Here is an 18,939-nt window from a genome sequence, read left to right on the forward strand (position 1 = left end):
GTGGGCAACGACTACGTGGTCCCGGCCATCGTCGCGGTCACCCTGGTCACCGTCGGGATCGGCTTCTACGGGCTGCGGCTGGCCCGGACCACCTCCGATTTCCTGGTCGCCTCCCGGGCGATCAGTCCGACCTGGAACGCCGCCGCCATCGGCGGGGAGTACCTGTCGGCGGCGAGCTTCCTCGGCATCGCCGGTCTGGTCCTCAAGTACGGCGTGGACGTGCTCTGGTACCCGGTCGGGTTCGCCGCCGGCTACCTGGCCCTGCTGCTCTTCGTGGCCGCGCCGCTGCGCCGGTCCGGCGCGTTCACCCTGCCCGACTTCTGTGAGCTGCGGCTGGGATCGCGGCGGCTGCGCATCCTGGCCACCGCCTTCGTGATCTTCATCGGGTGGCTCTACCTGGTGCCGCAGCTTCAGGGCGCGGGGCTCACCCTGGCCACGGTGGCCGGCTCCCCGTACCCGGTTGGTGCCCTGCTGGTGGCGGCCGTGGTCACCGCGAACGTGGCGCTCGGCGGGATGCGGGCGATCACCTTCGTCCAGGCGTTCCAGTACTGGCTCAAACTGACCGCGCTCGCCGTACCGGCGATCTTCCTGGCGTTGCAGTGGCAGGCCGACGCCCGGCCGGCGGTGACACCGCCCGACGGGCCGACGTTCCGGGCCGCGACCACCGTCGTGGTCGAGCACCGCGCGACCCTCACCCTGCCCGACGGCGACGTCCGGGAGGTACGCCCCGGCGACGAGCTGACCTTCGCCGCGGGCGACCCGGTGCCGGAGGTGTCCGGGGTGGCCACCGACGCCGCCGACTGGCTGCTGCCCAGCGCGGCCGGCGACGACGACCGGGGCCTGTTCGCCACATACTCGCTGATCCTGGCCACCTTCCTGGGCACCATGGGCCTGCCGCACGTGCTGGTCCGCTTCTACACCAATCCCGACGGCGCGGCGGCCCGCCGGACCACGCTGGTCGTACTGGCGCTGGTCGGCGCCTTCTACCTGCTCCCCACCCTGTACGGGGTGCTCGGTCGGATCTACACCCCGCAGTTGCTGGTCAGCGGGCAGACCGACGCGGTGGTGGTGCTGCTGCCCGGCGCGGCCCTCGGGGACGGGCTGGTCGGGCGGCTGCTCGCCGCGCTGGTCGCGGCGGGCGCGTTCGCGGCCTTCCTCTCCACCTCGTCCGGGCTGCTGACCAGCGTCGCCGGGGTGATCTCGACGGACGTGCTCGGCCGGGGCTCGGTGCGCGGCTTCCGGCTGGCCACGGTGATCGCCGGCGGCGTGCCGGCGGTGCTGGCGCTGAACGTCTCCGGGCTCGACGTGTCGCAGGTGGTCGGGCTCGCCTTCGCGGTCGCCGCGTCGAGCTTCTGCCCGCTGCTGGTGCTCGGCATCTGGTGGCGCGGGCTGACGGACCTGGGTGCCGCCGCCGGGGTGCTGGTCGGCGGTGGCGCGGCGATCGGCGCGGTGCTGGTCACCGTGCTCGGCCCGCCGCTGTCCGGCTGGCCGGCCACGCTCACCGCCCAGCCGGCCGCCTGGACGGTGCCCCTGGCCTTCACCGTGATGGTCGCGGTGTCGATGGCGACCCGCCGGCGGGCCCCCGCCGACGTCGCCGCCACCATGCTCCGCCTCCACACCCCCGAGGCCCTCCGCATGTAAGGAAGGGCACCTTGTTAACGCCTGCGGTAGAGCAGGGGTCCCTTGTTAACAACCGGCCGGTCAGCAGACCTCCGTTCCGTCTCGGATGGGCGGTTACCGCCAGCGGGACGTCCCGGACGTCCGTCCTGGGGATGACGACGGGTCCGCCTGCTGCCGGAGCGCGAAAGTGGTGGCCGACGGATAACGTCGGCTCATGACTGGTGAGCATCCCGCGCTCGCGCTGCGCGGCCTGGCGAAGCGGTTCGACGGCACCATCGCGGTGGCCGGCGTCGATCTGGACGTCCCCGCCGGCTCCTTCTACGGCCTGCTCGGGCCGAATGGCGCCGGCAAGACCACCACTCTGTCGATGGCGGTCGGGTTGTTGCGGCCCGATGCCGGTTCGGCCTGGGTGCTCGGGCACGACGTGTGGCGGGATCCGGTCGCGGCCAAGCGGCTGCTCGGCGTGATGCCCGACGGGGTCCGGCTGTTCGACCGGCTGACCGGGGCGGAGCTGCTGGCGTACAACGGGCTGTTGCGTGGAATGGACCCGGCGGTGGTCGACCAGCGGGCCGCGGAGCTGCTGGACGTGCTGGCGCTCGGCGACGCCGGCCGGACGCTGGTGGTGGACTACTCGGCGGGCATGAAGAAGAAGATCGGCCTGGCCTGCGCGCTGCTGCACGGCCCCCGGGTGCTGGTGCTGGACGAGCCGTTCGAGGCGGTCGACCCGGTCTCCGCCGCACTGATCCGGGACATCCTCACCCGGTACGCGGCCGGCGGCGGCACCGTGGTCTTCTCCAGTCACGTGATGGAGGTCGTCGAGCGGCTCTGCTCGCACGTGGCGATTCTGGCCGGGGGCGCCATCAAGCGGGTCGGCACGATCGGGGAGGTACGCGGCGACCGCTCACTGGAGCAGGTCTTCGTCGAGGTGGTCGGCGGGCGTACCGCGACCGGTGAGGAGCTGTCGTGGCTTTCCCGGTGAGCCCCGCCGCCACGCCCGCCGGGCCGGTCCGCGCCGTCTCCGCCCGACACTTCCTGCGGCTGAAGCTACGGGTGATGGGCAACAGCTTCCGGGGCCAGGGCTGGCGGATCGCGCTGTTCATCGGCGGTGCGCTTTTCGGGCTCTGGTTCGCCGCCAGCGGCTTCTTCCTCTTCGCCGTGCCGGGCATGACGGGCAACGGCCGCTACGCGGTGCTGGTCGCGGCGGGCGGTGGCGGGCTGCTGGTGCTCGGCTGGCTGCTGCTGCCGCTGGTCTTCTTCGGGGTCGACGAGACGCTGGACCCGGCCCGGTTCGCGCTGCTGCCGCTGCCCCGTCGCACGCTGGTCGTCGGCCTGTTCACCGCGGCCCTGGCCAGCGTGCCGGCGCTGGCGGTGCTGATCGCCACATTCGGGCTGGTGCTCACCGCCTGGGCGCTGGGTGGCTGGTCCGCCGGTCTGGTGGCCGCCGTCGGCGTGGTCGCCGGGCTGCTGCTCTGTGTGGCCGCCAGCCGGGCGGTGACCAGCGCCTTCGCCTCCATGCTGCGGTCGCGCCGGGTGCGTGACCTGGCGGCCGTCCTGCTGGCGGTGGCCGCCGCGCTGCTCGGCCCGTTGCAGATCTTCGGCCTGGCCGCGCTGCGCGAGACGGACTGGGACCGGCTGACCGGGGTGGCGACCGTGATCGGCTGGACGCCGTTCGGCGCACCGTGGACCGCCGGCATCGACGTGGCCCAGGGGCGGGTCTGGGCCGCTCCGGTCAAGCTGCTGATCACGGTGGTCGCGCTCGGTGCCCTGCTGGTGTGGTGGTCGCGGTCCCTGGAGTCGGCGATGGTGGGAGCGGTCAGCGCCGGCCGGGCTCCGGTACGGCGGGGCGCCACCGGTGGTGCGGTCGCCCAACTGTTTCCCCGGGTCGCCGGCTGGTTCCGTCGGGACCGGTTCGGTGCGTTGGTCGCCCGGGAGGCCCGCTACTGGTGGCGGGACGCCCGCCGCCGGGCCAACCTGATCACGGTCGCGGTGGTCGGCATCTTCGTACCGGTGATGATCAACCTCGGTGGCGCGGGCTTCGCGGCCGAGGGCGAGCAGGGCATGACGATGAGTGCCAATGACAGCTCACCGGTCCTGGTCACCCTCTCCATGCTCTTCGTCGGTGTGCTCGCCTCGGTCACCCTGGCCAACCAGTTCGGCTTCGACGGCAGCGCGTACGCCGCGAACGTGGTGGCCGGGGTGCCCGGCCGGGTGGAGCTGCGCGCGCGGATGACGGCCTTCTCGTTGTACGTGCTGCCGATGCTGACGGTCGTCGCGGTGGTGCTGTCGGTGCTTCTCGGCCACCCGGGCTGGATCGGGCTGACCGCCGGCAGCCTGGCCGCCACCTACGGTGCGGGGCTGGCGGTGAACAGTTTCGTCTCGGTGCTCGGCGCGTACTCGCTGCCGGAGACGAGCAACCCGTTCGCGATGAACAGCGGCGCCGGCTTGGCGAAGGGCCTGCTCACCCTGCTGGCCATGGTCGTCTCGGCGATCGTCGCGGTGCCGATGGTGGTGGCCGCGGCGCTGCTCGATGACGCCTGGCTCTGGTTGGCCCTGCCGGTCGGCGCGGCGTACGGGTTGGGCGCGGCGATGCTGGGCGCGTACCTGGCCGGCGACGTGCTGGACCGGCGGCTGCCGGAGCTGCTGGCCACGGTCACCCCGCGCCGCTGAGCACGACCCGCTGACCTCGGCGCCGACCCGGTCGGCGAGGAGGATTCGGGAGAACATCCTCTCGCTGGCGTCGATCCGTGTCCGGCACGTCGGCGACGATCCCGACCCCGAGCGGTACGACCCCGACCTGTGGGCCGACGAGCACGCCTTCCTCAGTCGCCCAGGCGAGATCGACATCCAGCTGGACCTGATGTACGACTACCGGACCAACGTCGCCTCGTACCCCTCCTGGCAGGAGTGGCAGCGCCGGACCCAGCCACCACTGCTGGTCGTCTGGGGTCGGTACGACACGTCCTTCGAGGTCACCGAACCGACGGCATACCGGTCCGACGTCCCCGAGTCGGAGGTGCACCTGCTCGACGGCGGGCACTTCGTGCTCGACACGCGGGCCGACGAGGTGGCCGCCCTGGTCCGGACCTTCGCCGGTCGGGTCCTCGAAGCGGGGCGGTGGGGTCACAATGTTTCACGTGAATCATGAGCCGGGCGCCGAGATCCACCACACCGACCCGTTCGCGGTGCCGACCGGGCAACGGTCGCCGGTCCGCCGGCTGCGTGGTCGGCTCGCCGCGCCGGTGACCCTCTGGACCGCACCGGGCCCGGCCGGGCTGACCGTCTCGTCCACTCTGGTCGCCGAGGGCGAGCCCGACCGGCTGCTCGGGCTGATCGACGCGGAGTCCGATCTCTGGGCGGCGATCGAGGAGGCGGGCCGCTTCGCGGTGGCGCCGCTCGGCCCACCGCACCGGCAGCTCGCCGACCGGTTCGCCGGCCTCTTCCCCGCCCCGGGTGGGCTCTTCGCCGGCGGGGCATGGACCGACACCCCGTACGGGCCGATCCCGGCGGACGCCGGCGGATGGGTCGGCTGCCGACTGGACACCGCCCGGGAGTACGGCTGGGCGCTGCTGGTGGAGGCCACGATCGAGGCGGTCGACCTGGCCGAGGAGACCAGCCCGCTGCTGCACTACCGCGGTCGCTACCACGAGCTGCCCGGCTGAACGGGGGTCCTGGCGGCCAGTGCGTCGACCGACCGGTCACCGGGGTGATCTGGGTCACTCGGCGCAGCCAACCAACCGCTCGGCGCACTCGCCGACCGGCGTCGATCGCGGCCTTCCCCGGCGGGGAGCGCGCTCTTTACGGTGCGCGAAACTCCTCCAACGCCTGTGAAGGTGGTGATCCACAGATGTCCACGGACACACCCGCGCCGACCGCTTCCCAGCCGGACAGATACCTGGCCGTACAACGGTCGGACGAGTTCGCCGGGCTGCGGCGCGCGCTGCGCGGCTTCGTCTTCCCGATGACCGTCGCGTTCTTCCTGTGGTACGCGCTCTACGTCATTCTCTCCGCGTACGCCCGGGACTTCATGGGCACGAAGCTGTTCGGCAGCAACATCAACATCGCCCTGGTCTTCGGCCTGCTCCAGTTCGTCTCCACGTTCGTGATCGCCTGGCTCTACTCGCGGTACGCGGACCGGAAGATCGATCCGGTCGCCGACCGGATCCGCGCCGAGATCGGGGAGGTGACCCATGAACACGGTCCTCGCGGCTAACCCGCTCCTCGCGGCGGAGGCGGGCAACCACACCGCCCGCAACCTGACCATCACCCTCTTCCTGGTCTTCGTGGCGGTGACCCTGGCCATCACCATCTGGGCCAGCCGGCAGACGAAGACGGCCACCGACTTCTACGCGGGCGGCCGGTCCTTCTCGGGCTTCCAGAACGGCATGGCAATCGGTGGCGACTACATGTCGGCCGCCTCGTTCCTCGGCATCGCCGGCCTCATCGCCCTCTACGGCTACGACGGCTTCCTCTACTCGATCGGCTTCCTGGTCGCCTGGCTGGTGGCCCTGCTGCTGGTCGCGGAGCTGCTACGCAACTCCGGCCGGTACACGATGGCCGACGTGCTGGCCTTCCGGATGCGCCAGCGTCCAGTGCGTACGGCGGCGGCGGTCTCCACCATCACGGTGTCGATCTTCTATCTGCTGGCCCAGATGGTCGGCGCCGGCGCTCTGGTGGCACTGCTGCTCGGCATCCGGCCGGGGACGACCTTCCTCGGCATGGATGCGGCGACCGCCAAGGTGGCCACCATCATCATGGTCGGCGCTCTCATGATCATCTACGTCACCGTGGGCGGCATGAAGGGCACCACCTACGTGCAGATCGTCAAGGCGTTCCTGCTGATGGGCGGCGCGCTGGTGATGACCCTCCTGGTGCTGGCCAAGTACAAGTTCAACCTGTCGTCGCTGCTCGGTGACGCCGCCGCCTCGTCCGGCAAGGGCAGCGCGTTCCTCGAACCAGGGTTGCGGTACGGCGTCGAGGTCGCCGGCAACGCGACACAGACCTTCTACAACAAGGTCGACCTGCTCTCGCTCGGCATCGCCCTGGTGCTCGGCACCGCCGGCCTGCCGCACATCCTGATCCGCTTCTACACCGTGCCGACCGCGAAGGCGGCCCGTAAGAGCGTGCTCTGGGCGATCGGCATCATCGGCACCTTCTACCTGCTGACCCTGGCTCTCGGCTTCGGCGCCGCGGCACTGGTCGGCAGCGAGGCGATCACCGCCCAGGACAAGGCGGGCAACACGGCGGCGCCGCAGCTGGCCGAGGCGCTCGGCATCGACTTCCTCGGCGGCGACCTGGGAGGAGCAGCCCTGCTGGCGATCATCGCGGCGGTCGCCTTCGCCACGATTCTGGCGGTGGTCGCCGGGTTGACCCTGGCCTCCTCGTCCAGCCTGGCGCACGACTTCTACGCGAACGTCGTGAAGAAGGGTGAGGCGTCGGAGCGGCAGGAGGTACGGGTCGCCCGGATCTCCGCCCTGGTGATCGGCGCGGTCTCGATCGCCTTGTCCATCTTCGCGCAGAACCTGAACGTGGCGTTCCTGGTGGCGCTGGCGTTCGCGGTGGCCGCCTCCGGCAACCTGCCGGCGATCCTCTACAGCCTGTTCTGGCGGCGGTTCAACACCTCCGGCGCGGTGTGGGCCATCTACGGCGGGCTGCTCTCGGCCGTACTCCTGGTGTTCTTCTCGCCGGTGGTCTCCGGGGCGGCGACGTCGATGTTCCCGGAGCACGACTGGCAGTGGTTCCCGCTGTCCAACCCGGGCATCCTCTCGATTCCGTTCGGCTTCCTGTGCGGCTGGATCGGCACTCTCGTCTCCAAGGAGCACGACGAGGACAAGTACGCGGAGCTGGAGGTCCGCGCCCTCACCGGCGCCGGCGCCCACTAACCGCGTCACTTTGTTAAGAAGGGCCCCCTGTACAACGCCAGGCGTTAACAGGGGGCCCTTCCTTAATTCCGGGGGTCGGTAGGCTGACCGGCATGAAGGTTGCTGAGCGCTTCGGTTCCGGTCACCGCATTCTCGTCACCGGCGGCGCCGGTTTCGTTCCGTCGCACCTGGTGGACGCCCTTGTCGCCCGGGGCTGCACGGTGGTGGCACTGGACAACTTCGTCACCGGTTCCAAGGAGAACGTCGCCCACCTGCTCGACCAGCCGACCTTCACCCTGGTCGAGGCGGACATCTCCGAAGGTCTGCCGACGCACCACCCGGCGCTGGCCGAGCGGTTCGACGCGATCCTGCACATGGCCTCGCCGGCCAGCCCCACCGACTTCGCCCAACTGCCGGTGGAGATCATGCGGGTCGGCTCGGTGGGCACCCTGCACCTGCTGGACCGCGCGGTCGCCGATGGCGCCCGGTTCCTGATGGCCTCCACCTCCGAGGCGTACGGGGACCCGAAGGAGCACCCGCAGCGCGAGACCTACTGGGGCAACGTCAACCCGATCGGGGTGCGCAGCGTCTACGACGAGGCGAAGCGCTTCTCCGAGGCGGCCACCATGGCGTACCACCGCTACCGCGGGCTCGACGCGGCGATCGTCCGGATCTTCAACACGTACGGCCCGCGGATGCGCCCGGATGACGGCCGGGCCATCCCGACCTTCATCTCCCAGGCGCTGCGCGGCGAGCCGATCACCGTGCACGGCACCGGCAACCAGACCCGGTCCATCTGTTTCGTCGAGGACCTGGTGCGAGGCATCCTGCTGCTGCTCGACTCGACCGAGACCGGCCCGATCAACTGCGGCACCGAGCACGAGCTCACCATGCGGCAACTGGCTGAGTTGATCGTGTCGCTCTCCGACAGCACGTCGGAAGTGACCTACATCACTCGAAGCTCGGATGACCCGGAGATGCGTCGCCCGGACCTGACCCTCGCCCGCGAACTGCTCGGATATGAGCCGACGGTGGCGCCCGAAGACGGCCTGCGACGCACGATCGAGTACTTCCGGGCGCGGCTAGGGTAACCGGCCGGCGATACACGGCCGCTCGCTGAGTGCCGCCTGAGGGCGGTAGTGGCTCGCCCTACGTACCCTGAGTTGCATGTCAGCGACCTCGTCTGCCGGCGTTCCGCACCCGTACCTGCACCGCAGTGCCGGGCGCGCCTCCGTGCCCGGCCCCGACCGGGGCGCCTCCGGACGCGCCCGTCCGACCGAGGCACGCTGGTACCCGTCGCCCGGCGAGGAGCAGCCCCGGCCGGGCGGCCCGGAGGGGCCGCGCGGGCCCGGCGGGCCCGGCGGACCGGGTGGCGCAGGCGGGCCGGGCCGGCGCGGCCCACGGCCGCGCTGGGGTCGGATCGGCCTGGTGGCCGGGATCGCGGTGCTGGTGCTGGCACTGCTCGGCGGCATCGGCGCGTGGCTGTACGCGCGCAATCTCGACAGCGACCTGGCCCGGACCGATCCGTTCGCGGAGATCACCGGTGGCCGACCGGCCAAGACCGTCGACGGTGCGCTGAACATCCTGCTGGTCGGCAGCGACTCCCGGGACCCGGACGCGCCGGTCGACACGAAGAGCCAGTGGCGGGCCGACACGATCATCGTGATGCACATCCCGGCCGACCACCAGGAGGCGTACCTGGTCTCCATCCCTCGTGACCTCTACGTGCCGATCCCGCAGAGCGCCGGCGCGGACTGCGGCTCCGGCCAGCGCGCGAAGATCAATGCGGCCTTCGCGTTCGGCGGGCTGCCGCTCGCGGTCCGCACCGTGGAGTGCTTCACCGACGTCCGGATCGACCACGTGATGGCGATCGACTTCGCCGGCTTCAAGCAGGTCACCGACGCCCTCGGCGGGGTCGACCTGAAGGTGGAGCGGACCATCACCTCGATCCACAAGCCGTACCGGACGTTCACCAAGGGCACCAACCACATGGACGGCGCGGAGGCGCTGGACTGGATCCGCCAGCGCAAGCAGTTCCCGGACGGGGACTTCGCCCGGATGCGGCACCAGCAGGAGTTCCTCCGGGCGCTGCTGGACAAGGCGGCGAGCACGGGCACGCTGGCGAACCCGAAGAAGCTCAACGACTTCCTCCAGTCGGTGACCGCGGCCGCCACCGTCGACGAGGGTTTCTCGGTGACGGACATGGCGCTGCAGTTCCGCAACCTGCGCGGCCAGAACCTCACCTTCGTGACCAGCCCGAACTCGGGCAGCCAGACGATCAACGACGAGTCGGTGGTGGTCTCCGACCGGGAGAAGGCGCTGGCGATGTACCGGGCGATGTCGGCGGACACCATGGCGGACTGGGTCAAGGCCAACCAGCCCAAGGGCACCGAGGGCGGCTGACCCGGCCGGGCGACCGCCGATGGCGGCACGCCCCGTGGCGACCGGGCCGGCCGTCGGACAGGTGGCGGTCCGTTCGGGTCATCGGTTGTCGACGATCGACCGACCCCGGCGAAATTGGCGTCCGGATTGACCCGGGATGAACTCGCCAAGTTGAATCGATGTACGTACAGTGGTGCCGCCCCCCTCCTGATCACGAGCTGGAGCACGCATGCCGGTTCAGGCCAGCCGTCGCCCTTCGTCTACCGGGTCCGCCGCCCCCAGCGGCCGGATCGCCGCGTCCATACCGATCCAGCCGGGCCCCACGGGCGGCGGACCGGGTGGTCGCCCGCCCGGCGACGGTGGCCGGTCGGGCGGCGGGCCGGCGAAGAAGCGCCCGAAGCGTAGGGACCCGCTCTGGGCCCGACTGACGGTGATCTTCGGTGCCGTGCTGATGCTCACCAGTGGAGTGGGCATCGTCGGCAGCAAGGTGCTGATCAGCCAGGCGACCGGGGACATCGCCCAGCGGAACCTGCTCGGTGACGCCGGCAAGTCCGACTCCGAGGGCGGCGCGAGCCTGGACGGGCCGATCGACATGCTGCTGCTCGGTGTGGACGCGCGGGAGCGGTGGGCCGCGGACGACGTCCGGTCGGACAGCATCATCATCCTGCACATCCCGGCCTCCCACGACCAGGCGTACCTGATCTCCATCCCCCGGGACACCGAGGCGCAGATCCCGGCGTTCCCGGCGAGCAAGTTCGCTGGTGGCACCGACAAGATCAATGCCGCCTTCCAGGCCGGCGCCCGCAACGGCGGCGGCTGGGAGGGCGGCGCCCAGCTGATGGCGCAGACGATCAAGCGGCTGACCGGAGTCAGCTTCGACGGTGCGGCGATCATCAACTTCGGTGGCTTCAAGAACGTCATCGACACCCTCGGCACGGTGCGGATCTGCGTGAGTCACGAGGTCAAGTCGAAGCACATGTCGTTGGTCGACGGCCAGCCGATGTGGAACGCCGACGCCAAGAAGACCGGCAAGCAGATGACCACGGTGGTGCACAAGAAGGGCTGCCAGGAGATGGAGGGCTGGGCGGCCCTGGACTACGCCCGGCAACGCTACGGGCTGCCCGGTGGTGACTACGACCGCCAGCAGAACCAGCAGCAGCTGATCAAGGCGATGGCCCGCAAGGCCACCGAGGGCGGCACGCTGACCAACCCGGCGAAGCTCCAGCAGCTGATCAAGGCGGCCGGCAAGGCGTTCGTGCTGGACACCGGTGGGGTGCCGATCGAGGACTTCATCTTCACCATGCGCGGGGTGACCGCGAACGACCTGACCATGCTCAAGACCAACAACGGCACCTTCAACGGCAACGCCAACAAGCGCGAGGCGTTGAACGCCGAGACGTTGGAGATGTTCCAGGCGATGAAGCAGGACAAGTTGGCCGAATTCGTCTTCGCCCACCCCGAGATGATGTCCAGCCGTAAGTGACGGCTGGGGCTGATCCAGGTCGCCCGCAGGCGGCCGTCGGCCGAAGGTCCCGGAAAGCCGGCGACCGCCCCGTCACTGCCCGTAGCCTGACGTGAGCAAGTTTCAGGTACCGGCTGCGGGGAGGCGGTCACGTCCAGGTCGGGGCGGAACGCGGCGGACCGGGTTGACGAGGCCCGAGCCGCCCGTCCGCGCCGCGCCCGTGGCTCGCGGATCCTGCTCGGCATCGGCCTGGCCCTCGTCCTGCTGGCCGGGCTCGCCGTGGTCGGGCTCAAGACGCTCAGCCACCGGTACGACCGCGCGGTGGCCAAGGAGATACTGCTCGACCTCGACGCCCGCACCGATCGGACCGACCTGGACGGGCCGCTCAACTACCTGCTGGTCGGCTCCGACCGCCGCCCCGGCGACACCGGGCCCGACCAACGCTCGGACACCATCCTCATCGTGCACGTGCCCGCCGGGCACCGGGAGGCGTACCTGGTCTCCATCCCGCGTGACCTGCTGGTCGCCATCCCGCCGACGAACGGTTTCGCCGGCGGCCAGGACAAGATCAATGCGGCGTACGAGCACGGCGGCGGCGGGCAGGCCGGCACGCGGTTGCTCTCCGCCACCCTGACCCGACTCACCGGTATCCGGTTCGACGGAGCCGCGCTGATCGACTTCTCCGGCTTCCGGAAGGTGATCGACCTGCTCGGTGGGGTGCAGATGTGCGTGGACACCGAGGTCCGCTCGATCCACACCAACCGGGTCTTCCCCACCGGCTGCCAGCAGATGGACGGAGCGGAGGCGCTGGACTACGTGCGGCAGCGCTACGGCCTGCCCGGCGGGGACTACGACCGGCAGCACCACCAGCAGCAACTGCTCCGGGCGATGCTGGAGCGCACCAGCCAGGCCGACCTGCGCAGCAACCCGGTCAAGCTGGACCAGGTCCTCCGGGCGGTCGGCGGCTCGTTGACCGTCGACACCAACGGCGTACCCCTGGAGGACCTGCTCCTCGCGCTGCACGCGCTGCCGGCCGACGGGTTGCGGGGCGTCCAGGTGCCCTCGTCCCCGCAGACCATCGGCGAGGTCTCGTACGTGGTGCTGGACAACGGCGGCAACGGGCTCTTCGAGGCCGTACGCGGCACCAGGGTGCCGGCCTGGGTTCAGGCCAACCCACGGTGGGTGACCCGGTTGTGATGGTGCCGACGGCCGGGTCGATGCCGATCCTGCCGATGAGGATCTAGTGTTGGTACCTGTGTTCGGACCCCAGGTTCCCACCGTGCCCGTGACCGAGATCGCCGACGACACCTACCTGCTGGATGTGCGGGAAGACGATGAGTGGGCGGCCGGCCACGCTCCCCGCGCCCACCACCTGCCGATGATGGAGCTGCCGGCGCGGCTGGCCGAGGTGCCGACCGACCGGGACGTGGCGGTCATCTGCCGCTCCGGCGGGCGTTCCGCCCAGGTCGTCGCCTACCTGGTGAACAACGGCTGGGAGCAGGTGCGCAACGCCGACGGCGGGATGCGCCAGTGGGCCGCCGTCGGCCGCCCGGTGGTCGACGCCAACGGGCAGCCCGGCCAGGTCATCTGAAGGCGGCCGGGATGGGCGGACCTCTGGTCTTCGCGCACCGCGGCGCCTCGTACGACCTTCCGGAGCACACCCTCGCCGCCTACCTGCGTGCCCTCGACGAGGGCGCCGACGGTCTGGAGTGCGACGTCCGGTTGACCCGGGACGGGCACCTGGTCTGCGTGCACGACCGGCGACTGGACCGCACCAGCAACGGTCGCGGCCTGGTCAGCGCGCGTACGCTCGCCGAGCTGGAGATGCTGGACTTCGGCTCGTGGCATCCCGCCAGCGCGCCGAGCGGTGACGTGCCGCCCGACGAGTCGCACACCCGGCTGCTGACCCTGGCCCGGCTGCTGGACGCGGTGCTGGCCGCCGGCCGCCCGGTCCGGCTGCTGGTGGAGACGAAGCACCCGTCGCGTTACGGCTCGAACGTGGAGCGGCGGCTGGTCAACCTGCTGCGCCGGTACGGGCTGGCCGACCCGGCGCCGGACGACCCGGTCCAGGTCACCGTCATGTCGTTCTCGCCGCTGGCGGTCCGGCGGGTCCGCGAGCTGGCCCCGACGCTGCCCACGGTGCTGTTGCTGGAGGTGCTGCCGCGCTGGCTCTCCCTGGGCCGGCTGCCGTTCGGTACCCGCATCGCCGGGCCGGGCATCGGCCTGGTCCGGGCTCGCCCGCAACTGCTGCCCGCGCTGCGTGCGGCCGGCAACGAGGTGTACGTCTGGACGGTCAACGACCCGACGGATTTGGAGCTGGTCCTGGCCGCCGAGGTGGACGGGATCATCACCGATCGGCCCGCACACGCCCTGGCCCGGCTGGATCGCTGACCGGCACCGACCCGGCAGGGGTGCCGAAATCCGGGTCGGCGGGGCACACTCGGCACATGCCGGAGCGTATCGACTTCCCCGCTCTCATCGCCGGCCACACCGTCGTGATCGAGATGATCAACTCTGGCGACGCCGGCCTGCCGGTCCTCACCCAGCTGCTCCGGGTGGCCCAGCCGGCGCTCGGCGCGGCCGGCATGGCGTTCGCCGAGTTCGGCCCGACCGGTGGTCGGGTGATCGCCGCAACAGGGGCGGCGGAGTGGATCCTCGGCCGACCGCTGGCGGCCGACGACCCGGACACTGTCTGCCTGCTCTCCGGCCCCCGGGTCCGCCAGGCCCGGGTCGCCCACCTCAGCGGCAAGCTCGCCGACGAGCTGGCCGGCTGCGGCCTGCGCCGGATGGCCGTCTCCCGGGCCGAGATCGGCGGTCACACCGTCGGCAGCCTGCACGCGCTCTACCAGGGCGACGAGGAGCCGGACGCCGAGCAGCAGGGGGTGGTCGCCTACCTCGCCTCCTGCATAGCGCACATGTACGGCGACCAAACCGGCCTGCCCGTGCACGGCGACGGGCCGGTGGTGGCGGCGCTCGCCGACGGGCTGGCCGTGGTCGACCGGGACGGGCACGTCCGACTCTGGAACCCGGCCGCCGCCCAGGTCACCGGCCGGACGGCCGAGCAGGCCCTGAGCCGCCCGCTACCGTTCCCGCTGCCACCGTCCGGCCAGGTCCGCGACCACCGTCTGCCGGACGGGCGCTGGCTGCGGATCACCTCCGGCGAGCTGCCCGGCCCGGGCACGCTACGGGTGGTCACCTTCCGCGACATCACCGACCAGCAGCGCCGGGACCACGACCGCGAGCTGTTCGTCGCGGTGACCAGCCATGAGCTGCGCACCCCGGTCACCGTGATCAAGGGGTACGCGGACACCCTCACCGACCACTGGGATTCGTTGACCGAGTCCGACCGGCGGCAGGCCGCCCGGGTGATCGGGCAGCGCGCCAACGAGCTGGCCCGGCTGGTCGACCGATTGCTCTCCTCAGCGGCCGAATCGGGGCCGGGGGACGACCCGCCCACCCCGTTCGACCTGGGTGAGGCGCTGAGCGCCGCGGTCGTCGACCTGCCGGCGGAGCTGCGCCACCGACTGGTGCTCCGCCTCCCGGCCGACCTGCCCAAGGCACTCGGCCACCGGCCCAGCCTGGTCACCGTGCTGACCGAGCTGGCGACCAACGCCGGCAAGTACTCGGCGCCGACCGCGCCGATCGAGATCACCGCTGCCGTCGACGGTCAGCTGGTGGCGTTCCGGGTCAGCGACCGGGGCATCGGCATCCGCCCGGAGCACGTGGAGCGGGCGTTCGACCGGTTCTGGCAGGGCGAGTCCGGCGACCGGCGCGGCTACCCGGGCGCGGGGCTCGGTCTCTATCTCGTCCGCCGGATCGTTGAACAGCAGAATGGATGGGTATCCCTACGTCCGAGGGCCGGCGGCGGTACGGTCGCAGAGGTGCGGCTACCGCGCGGTTGACCGGCGGTGGGGTGACGTGGAGGCGACGGTGGCAGCGAAGGAACGCGCATGGTGCGTCGTGGTCCCCCACCATCCCACCGGAGCACGGGTGGCCCGGCACCGGCTCGCCGACGACCTGGCGGACGTCGTACCCCCGACGCTCCTCGCGGACCTGATCGCGGTGCTCGCCGAACTGGTGGGCAATGCGGTGCGGCACGCCCGACCGCTGCCCGGCGGTGTGGTCCGGGTGGCCTGGCGGTTGCGGCCCTCCGCCGACGGGCCGCGGGTCCAACTGAGGGTGACCGATGGCGGCGCGGGCACCGGGCCACGGATCCGGACGGTCAACCCCGCCGCGGCGGATGGCCGAGGGCTGCACATCGTCGCCGGTCTGGCCACCCGGTGGGGCGTCGAGCGGGACGGTCTGGGCCAGCGCGTCTGGGCGGAGTTCGATCCGGCCCCCGCGCCCCGGCCCGACCTGGTGCCGGCCGGCTGAACAACGTCTCAGGGCGGGTCCCGCCCACGACGAGCCGGTCGGGCCTCTAGGCTGTGACGCCGTGAGCAAGCGTCGAAAGAGCCAGCGCGCCGCCGCGGACACCGCCCCCCGTCGGGACAAGGTGCGGGACATCTTCGTGCCCCGACCGTTCGAAGGGCTGGTCGACGAGCCCGAGTGGATCGCGCTGCGCGAGCTGGTGCCCGCCGCATCCGCGCCGCTGCGGCTGGCACCCACCCTTGTCGAGGAGTTCGGGGACCGGCCGGTCACGCTGGCCACGGTGCTGCCGATGGCCGCCCCGGCCATCAGCAAGCCGGATGGCCGGGTGCTGATCGGTCTGCAACGTCACCAGCAGTCCGGCGACGTCTCCCGGGACCTGGCCGAGGCGCTGCTCTGCGCGTTGCGGACCGAGGCGGGCGGCCAGGTGGCCGTGCCGCCGCTGCCCGGCCCCGGCCCCCGGCTGCAGGACGTCCTGGTGGACGGCCCACTGGAGATCAGCATGCACGACGGGTTCGAGTTCTGGCTCGACCCCGGCGCCACCGACGACCCGACCGTGCAGGCGTCGCTGGAGCGGGCGAACGCGGCCATCTACCCCACGGTGCGGCTGACCGCGGCGAAGGCCGCGTACTGGTGCCAGGTCCCGGAGAAGGCACACGTGCGCTGGGTGCTGCCGGACGACGAGGACGCCGCCCTCGACGCGCTGGCCCGGCTCGGCGCGCCTGGCACGCTGCCGCTCGGCGAGCAGACCCGGTTCGCCGGCATGTTCCGCGCGCACGGTCGGCTGGTGCCGGTCTGGGACCTGCCGGAGGAGACTCCGGCGACCGACTGGGAGGACCCGGTGGCACAGTTCGCCAAGCGGTACGCCGAGGCACTCGCCGCCACCGACCCGCTGGACGCCGCCGGTCGGCGGGCCCGTCAGGGGCTGCTCGGTCGCCAGCTCACCCTGCGCTGAGCGCGGCTGGCCCGCTCACCCGGTGACGGGCAGCGGGTCGCGGGTGATCGGGCAGGACATGCAGCGCGGGCCGCCCCGGCCGGAGCCCAACTCTGAGCCGGCGATCGGAATCACCTCGATGCCGGCCCGCTCCAGCTGGGCGTTGGTCTCGGTGTTGCGCTCGTAGCCGACGCAGAGCCGGGGTGCCAGGGCGAGGGTGTTGTTGCCGTCGTCCCACTGCTCGCGTTCCGCGGTGACCGGGTCGAGCCCGGTGTCGATGACCCGGAGCTGGTCGAGGTCCATCGCGTCGGCGGCGGCCCGCAGGAAGGGCGCGGGACCGTCCACCCGCGGGTCCTCGCCGTCCGCGCCGGCGATCACGGTGTACGCGGAGAGCGTGCTGGCGACGTTCGGATACATCAGCACGGCGTCCACGTCGACCATCGTGCAGACGGTGTCCAGGTGCATGGTGGCGCGCTCCTGGGCGATCGGCACCACCAGGATGGTGTGGGCCAGCCCGGCGGCGAAGACCTGCCGGCCGAGGCGTTCCGCTCCGGCCGGGGTGGTCCGCTCACCCACCCCGACCGCCAGCACCCCGGGGGCGAGCAGAAGCACGTCCCCGCCCTCCAGATGCTCGAGGTGCGGGTTGTAGACGAAGTCGGTGCCGGCGAAGCGCGGGTGATGGCGGTAGATGGCGTCGGTGAGGGTGGTCTCCCGGCGGCGGGCCGGCATGGCCAGGCTGGTGACTCCGACCCGGTCGCCGATCCACAGCGACGAGTCCCGGGTGAAGAGCAGGTTGGGCAGCGGATCGATGACGAAGTCGTGCCGGTCCATCAGGGTGTAGACCAGACCGCCCGGCCGTTCCGAGCTGATCCGCAGTTCCTCGTGCGCCAGCCCGGCGGTGAGCACGTCGGCCAGTGCGACCGGGTCCAGGTAGGAGAGGTGGTCGGCGACCCGGGCGCGCAGGGTGTCGCCGAGCCGGCGCGAGCGCAGCACGTGCTCGGTGAGTTCGGCCCGGGCGTCCGCGACGGCCAACGTCTCGGCCAGCAGGGTGGCCAGGTAGAGCACCTCGACGCCGCGCTCGCGCAGCGCGGCGGCGAACGCGTCGTGCTCCTCCTGGGCGCGGCCGACCCAGGGGATCGCGTCGAACAGGAGTGAGTCGTTGTTGCGGGGGGTGAGCCGGGCCAGTTCGGGGCCGGGCCGGTGCAGCAGTACGGTGCCGAGCCGGCCGACTTCGCTGTCGACGTAGTGGGTCACCCCCGCAGCGTAGGGCAGGGTTTGGCGGCATCCGAGAAAAGAACTGTGGATGAATATGGCATTCATCCACAGTCACTCCGGCGTTCCGGCTTGCCGAACACGGGGAGTGTCAACGTAGGGTAGTGGGGACATAACTTCGAGGGACCTTTTGCCGGAGGTCGCGATGACTGTCTTTCCCGCACGACGAGCCGTACCGACCGCCCGGGCACTGCCGCCCGTCGCGGTGCCCCATCCCCGCGTCGAGTCGCCGGGGGTTCTCGCACCGGTCCGTCCGACACCGCTCGAATGGGCCCGCCGTCGTCGCGCCGAGCGGGGCGCCCGGAAGCTGGAGGCGGCCGGAGCACGGGCCCTGGGCCAGCTCGACCATCTCGGGCCGGCCTGGCACGTCATCGAGTGGCCTCGCACCGACGTGGCCGACGTCCTGCTCGACCGTGGCCAGGACGAGCGCGCCGGGTTCCTCGCCATCGGTCCGAGCGGCCTGTTCGCGGTGACCATCGCCGACCACGGCCGGGCCCGCGTGCTCGTCGCGGGGGACGTCGTGCAGATCAACGGCAAGCGACCGCCGTACGTGGCGGAGGCCCGCCGGGACGCCAAGCGGGCCAGCAAGGCCCTCTCCACCGCGGTGGGGCTGCCCGTGCCGGTGACGCCGGTGCTGACCTTCGTCGGCTCCGGCGTGATCAGCGTCTACGGCCTGCCGAAGGACTGTCTGATGGCCACCCACCGGGAGCTGGACCGGCTCCTCGTGGCCGGCGGCAGCCGAATCAGCCCCGCCACGGCCGAGAAGCTTTCCCGGGTCGCGCAGCACCCCGGCACCTGGCTGAACGGCACGTACCGTCCAACGGCCGACTACCGGTGGTATGACGAGGGCCGAACGGCCGCTGACAAGCCGGCCAACCGCCGGTAACGTCACCGGCGACGCCACGCGGCTCCGGTCCCCCGTCCACCCCGCCGGCTCCCGCGCCGTCACTGGCCGCCCCGGCTCAGGCAGCGCGGCCGGCGGCCCGGTGCGCTCGGTGGTTCCGGCGGCGACCAGCTAGCGTGGACAGTCCGTCGGTGTACAT

18 protein-coding genes are annotated in these 18,939 nt (G+C 71.7%); 17 read left to right on the plus strand and 1 reads right to left on the minus strand.

All coding sequences use genetic code 11. The annotated features are described in order from the left end of the window. The 16 genes from KBX63_RS16740 to KBX63_RS16815 all read left to right on the plus strand — a co-directional run bounded on the left by KBX63_RS16740 (position 1) and on the right by KBX63_RS16815 (position 16,645). Positions 1-1,641, plus strand: coding sequence for a cation acetate symporter (locus KBX63_RS16740; protein ID WP_210912169.1), 1,641 nt, complete (start codon positions 1-3; stop codon positions 1,639-1,641). Positions 1,642-1,834: 193 nt separating this feature from the next. Next, complete coding sequence (locus KBX63_RS16745; RefSeq protein ID WP_210912170.1) at positions 1,835-2,599, plus strand: ABC transporter ATP-binding protein; 765 nt, start codon at positions 1,835-1,837, stop codon at positions 2,597-2,599. Beyond that, entirely contained in the window at positions 2,596-4,287 is a 1,692-nt protein-coding gene (locus tag KBX63_RS16750; protein WP_210912277.1) for an ABC transporter permease, read from the plus strand. Before KBX63_RS16745 ends, KBX63_RS16750 begins: the two co-directional genes overlap by 4 nt. A gap of 190 nt (positions 4,288-4,477) precedes the next feature. Then, a complete protein-coding gene (locus KBX63_RS16755; RefSeq protein ID WP_210912171.1) occupies positions 4,478-4,765 on the plus strand; it encodes an alpha/beta fold hydrolase in 288 nt (95 codons plus the stop codon). Further along, on the plus strand, positions 4,746-5,279 hold the full coding sequence (locus KBX63_RS16760) for a flavin reductase family protein (RefSeq protein WP_210912172.1): 534 nt from the start codon (positions 4,746-4,748) through the stop codon (positions 5,277-5,279). Before KBX63_RS16755 ends, KBX63_RS16760 begins: the two co-directional genes overlap by 20 nt. A 185-nt stretch (positions 5,280-5,464) precedes the next feature. Further along, entirely contained in the window at positions 5,465-5,830 is a 366-nt protein-coding gene (locus KBX63_RS16765) for a DUF485 domain-containing protein (protein WP_210912173.1), read from the plus strand. Next, entirely contained in the window at positions 5,808-7,499 is a 1,692-nt protein-coding gene (locus KBX63_RS16770; protein ID WP_210912174.1) for a cation acetate symporter, read from the plus strand. The genes KBX63_RS16765 and KBX63_RS16770 overlap by 23 nt, the downstream gene beginning before the upstream one ends. Before the next feature lie 92 nt (positions 7,500-7,591). Continuing rightward, positions 7,592-8,569 carry an NAD-dependent epimerase/dehydratase family protein gene (locus KBX63_RS16775; protein ID WP_210912175.1) on the plus strand — a complete coding sequence of 326 codons (978 nt, stop codon included), beginning with the start codon at positions 7,592-7,594 and terminating at the stop codon, positions 8,567-8,569. Between the two features lie 76 nt (positions 8,570-8,645). Then, the gene (locus KBX63_RS16780) at positions 8,646-9,881 is read left to right on the plus strand and encodes an LCP family protein (protein ID WP_210912176.1); all 1,236 of its coding nucleotides are present in this window, start codon (positions 8,646-8,648) and stop codon (positions 9,879-9,881) included. Between the two features lie 208 nt (positions 9,882-10,089). Further along, positions 10,090-11,343 (plus strand): LCP family protein, encoded by a 1,254-nt coding sequence (locus KBX63_RS16785; RefSeq protein ID WP_210912177.1) that lies wholly within the window; start codon positions 10,090-10,092, stop codon positions 11,341-11,343. A gap of 213 nt (positions 11,344-11,556) precedes the next feature. Continuing rightward, positions 11,557-12,519, plus strand: coding sequence for an LCP family protein (locus KBX63_RS16790; protein WP_210912278.1), 963 nt, complete (start codon positions 11,557-11,559; stop codon positions 12,517-12,519). A gap of 58 nt (positions 12,520-12,577) precedes the next feature. Continuing rightward, positions 12,578-12,913 (plus strand): rhodanese-like domain-containing protein, encoded by a 336-nt coding sequence (locus tag KBX63_RS16795; protein WP_210912178.1) that lies wholly within the window; start codon positions 12,578-12,580, stop codon positions 12,911-12,913. 11 nt (positions 12,914-12,924) lie between these two features. Next, complete coding sequence (locus KBX63_RS16800; protein ID WP_210912179.1) at positions 12,925-13,713, plus strand: glycerophosphodiester phosphodiesterase family protein; 789 nt, start codon at positions 12,925-12,927, stop codon at positions 13,711-13,713. A 56-nt stretch (positions 13,714-13,769) separates the two neighbouring features. Next, positions 13,770-15,224, plus strand: a complete 1,455-nt coding sequence (locus tag KBX63_RS16805) for a PAS domain-containing sensor histidine kinase (RefSeq protein WP_210912180.1) — start codon at positions 13,770-13,772, stop codon at positions 15,222-15,224. A 28-nt stretch (positions 15,225-15,252) separates the two neighbouring features. After that, the gene (locus KBX63_RS16810; RefSeq protein WP_307871736.1) at positions 15,253-15,696 is read left to right on the plus strand and encodes an ATP-binding protein; all 444 of its coding nucleotides are present in this window, start codon (positions 15,253-15,255) and stop codon (positions 15,694-15,696) included. A 61-nt stretch (positions 15,697-15,757) separates the two neighbouring features. Then, positions 15,758-16,645: a DUF5926 family protein gene (locus KBX63_RS16815; protein ID WP_210912182.1), complete on the plus strand. Its 888-nt coding sequence runs from the start codon at positions 15,758-15,760 to the stop codon at positions 16,643-16,645. Between the two features lie 15 nt (positions 16,646-16,660). Here KBX63_RS16815 and KBX63_RS16820 read toward each other — a convergent pair whose 3' ends face one another. Next, on the minus strand, positions 16,661-17,878 hold the full coding sequence (locus KBX63_RS16820; RefSeq protein WP_210912183.1) for an arginine deiminase: 1,218 nt from the start codon (positions 17,876-17,878) through the stop codon (positions 16,661-16,663). Positions 17,879-18,041: 163 nt separating this feature from the next. On the opposite strand from KBX63_RS16820, the gene KBX63_RS16825 reads away from it, so the two are divergent. Next, positions 18,042-18,782 (plus strand): hypothetical protein, encoded by a 741-nt coding sequence (locus KBX63_RS16825; protein ID WP_210912184.1) that lies wholly within the window; start codon positions 18,042-18,044, stop codon positions 18,780-18,782. Positions 18,783-18,939 lie beyond the last annotated feature (157 nt).

The organism is Micromonospora sp. U21 (assembly GCF_018070045.1).
In the GTDB taxonomy this organism is placed as follows: Bacteria; Actinomycetota; Actinomycetes; order Mycobacteriales; family Micromonosporaceae; genus Micromonospora.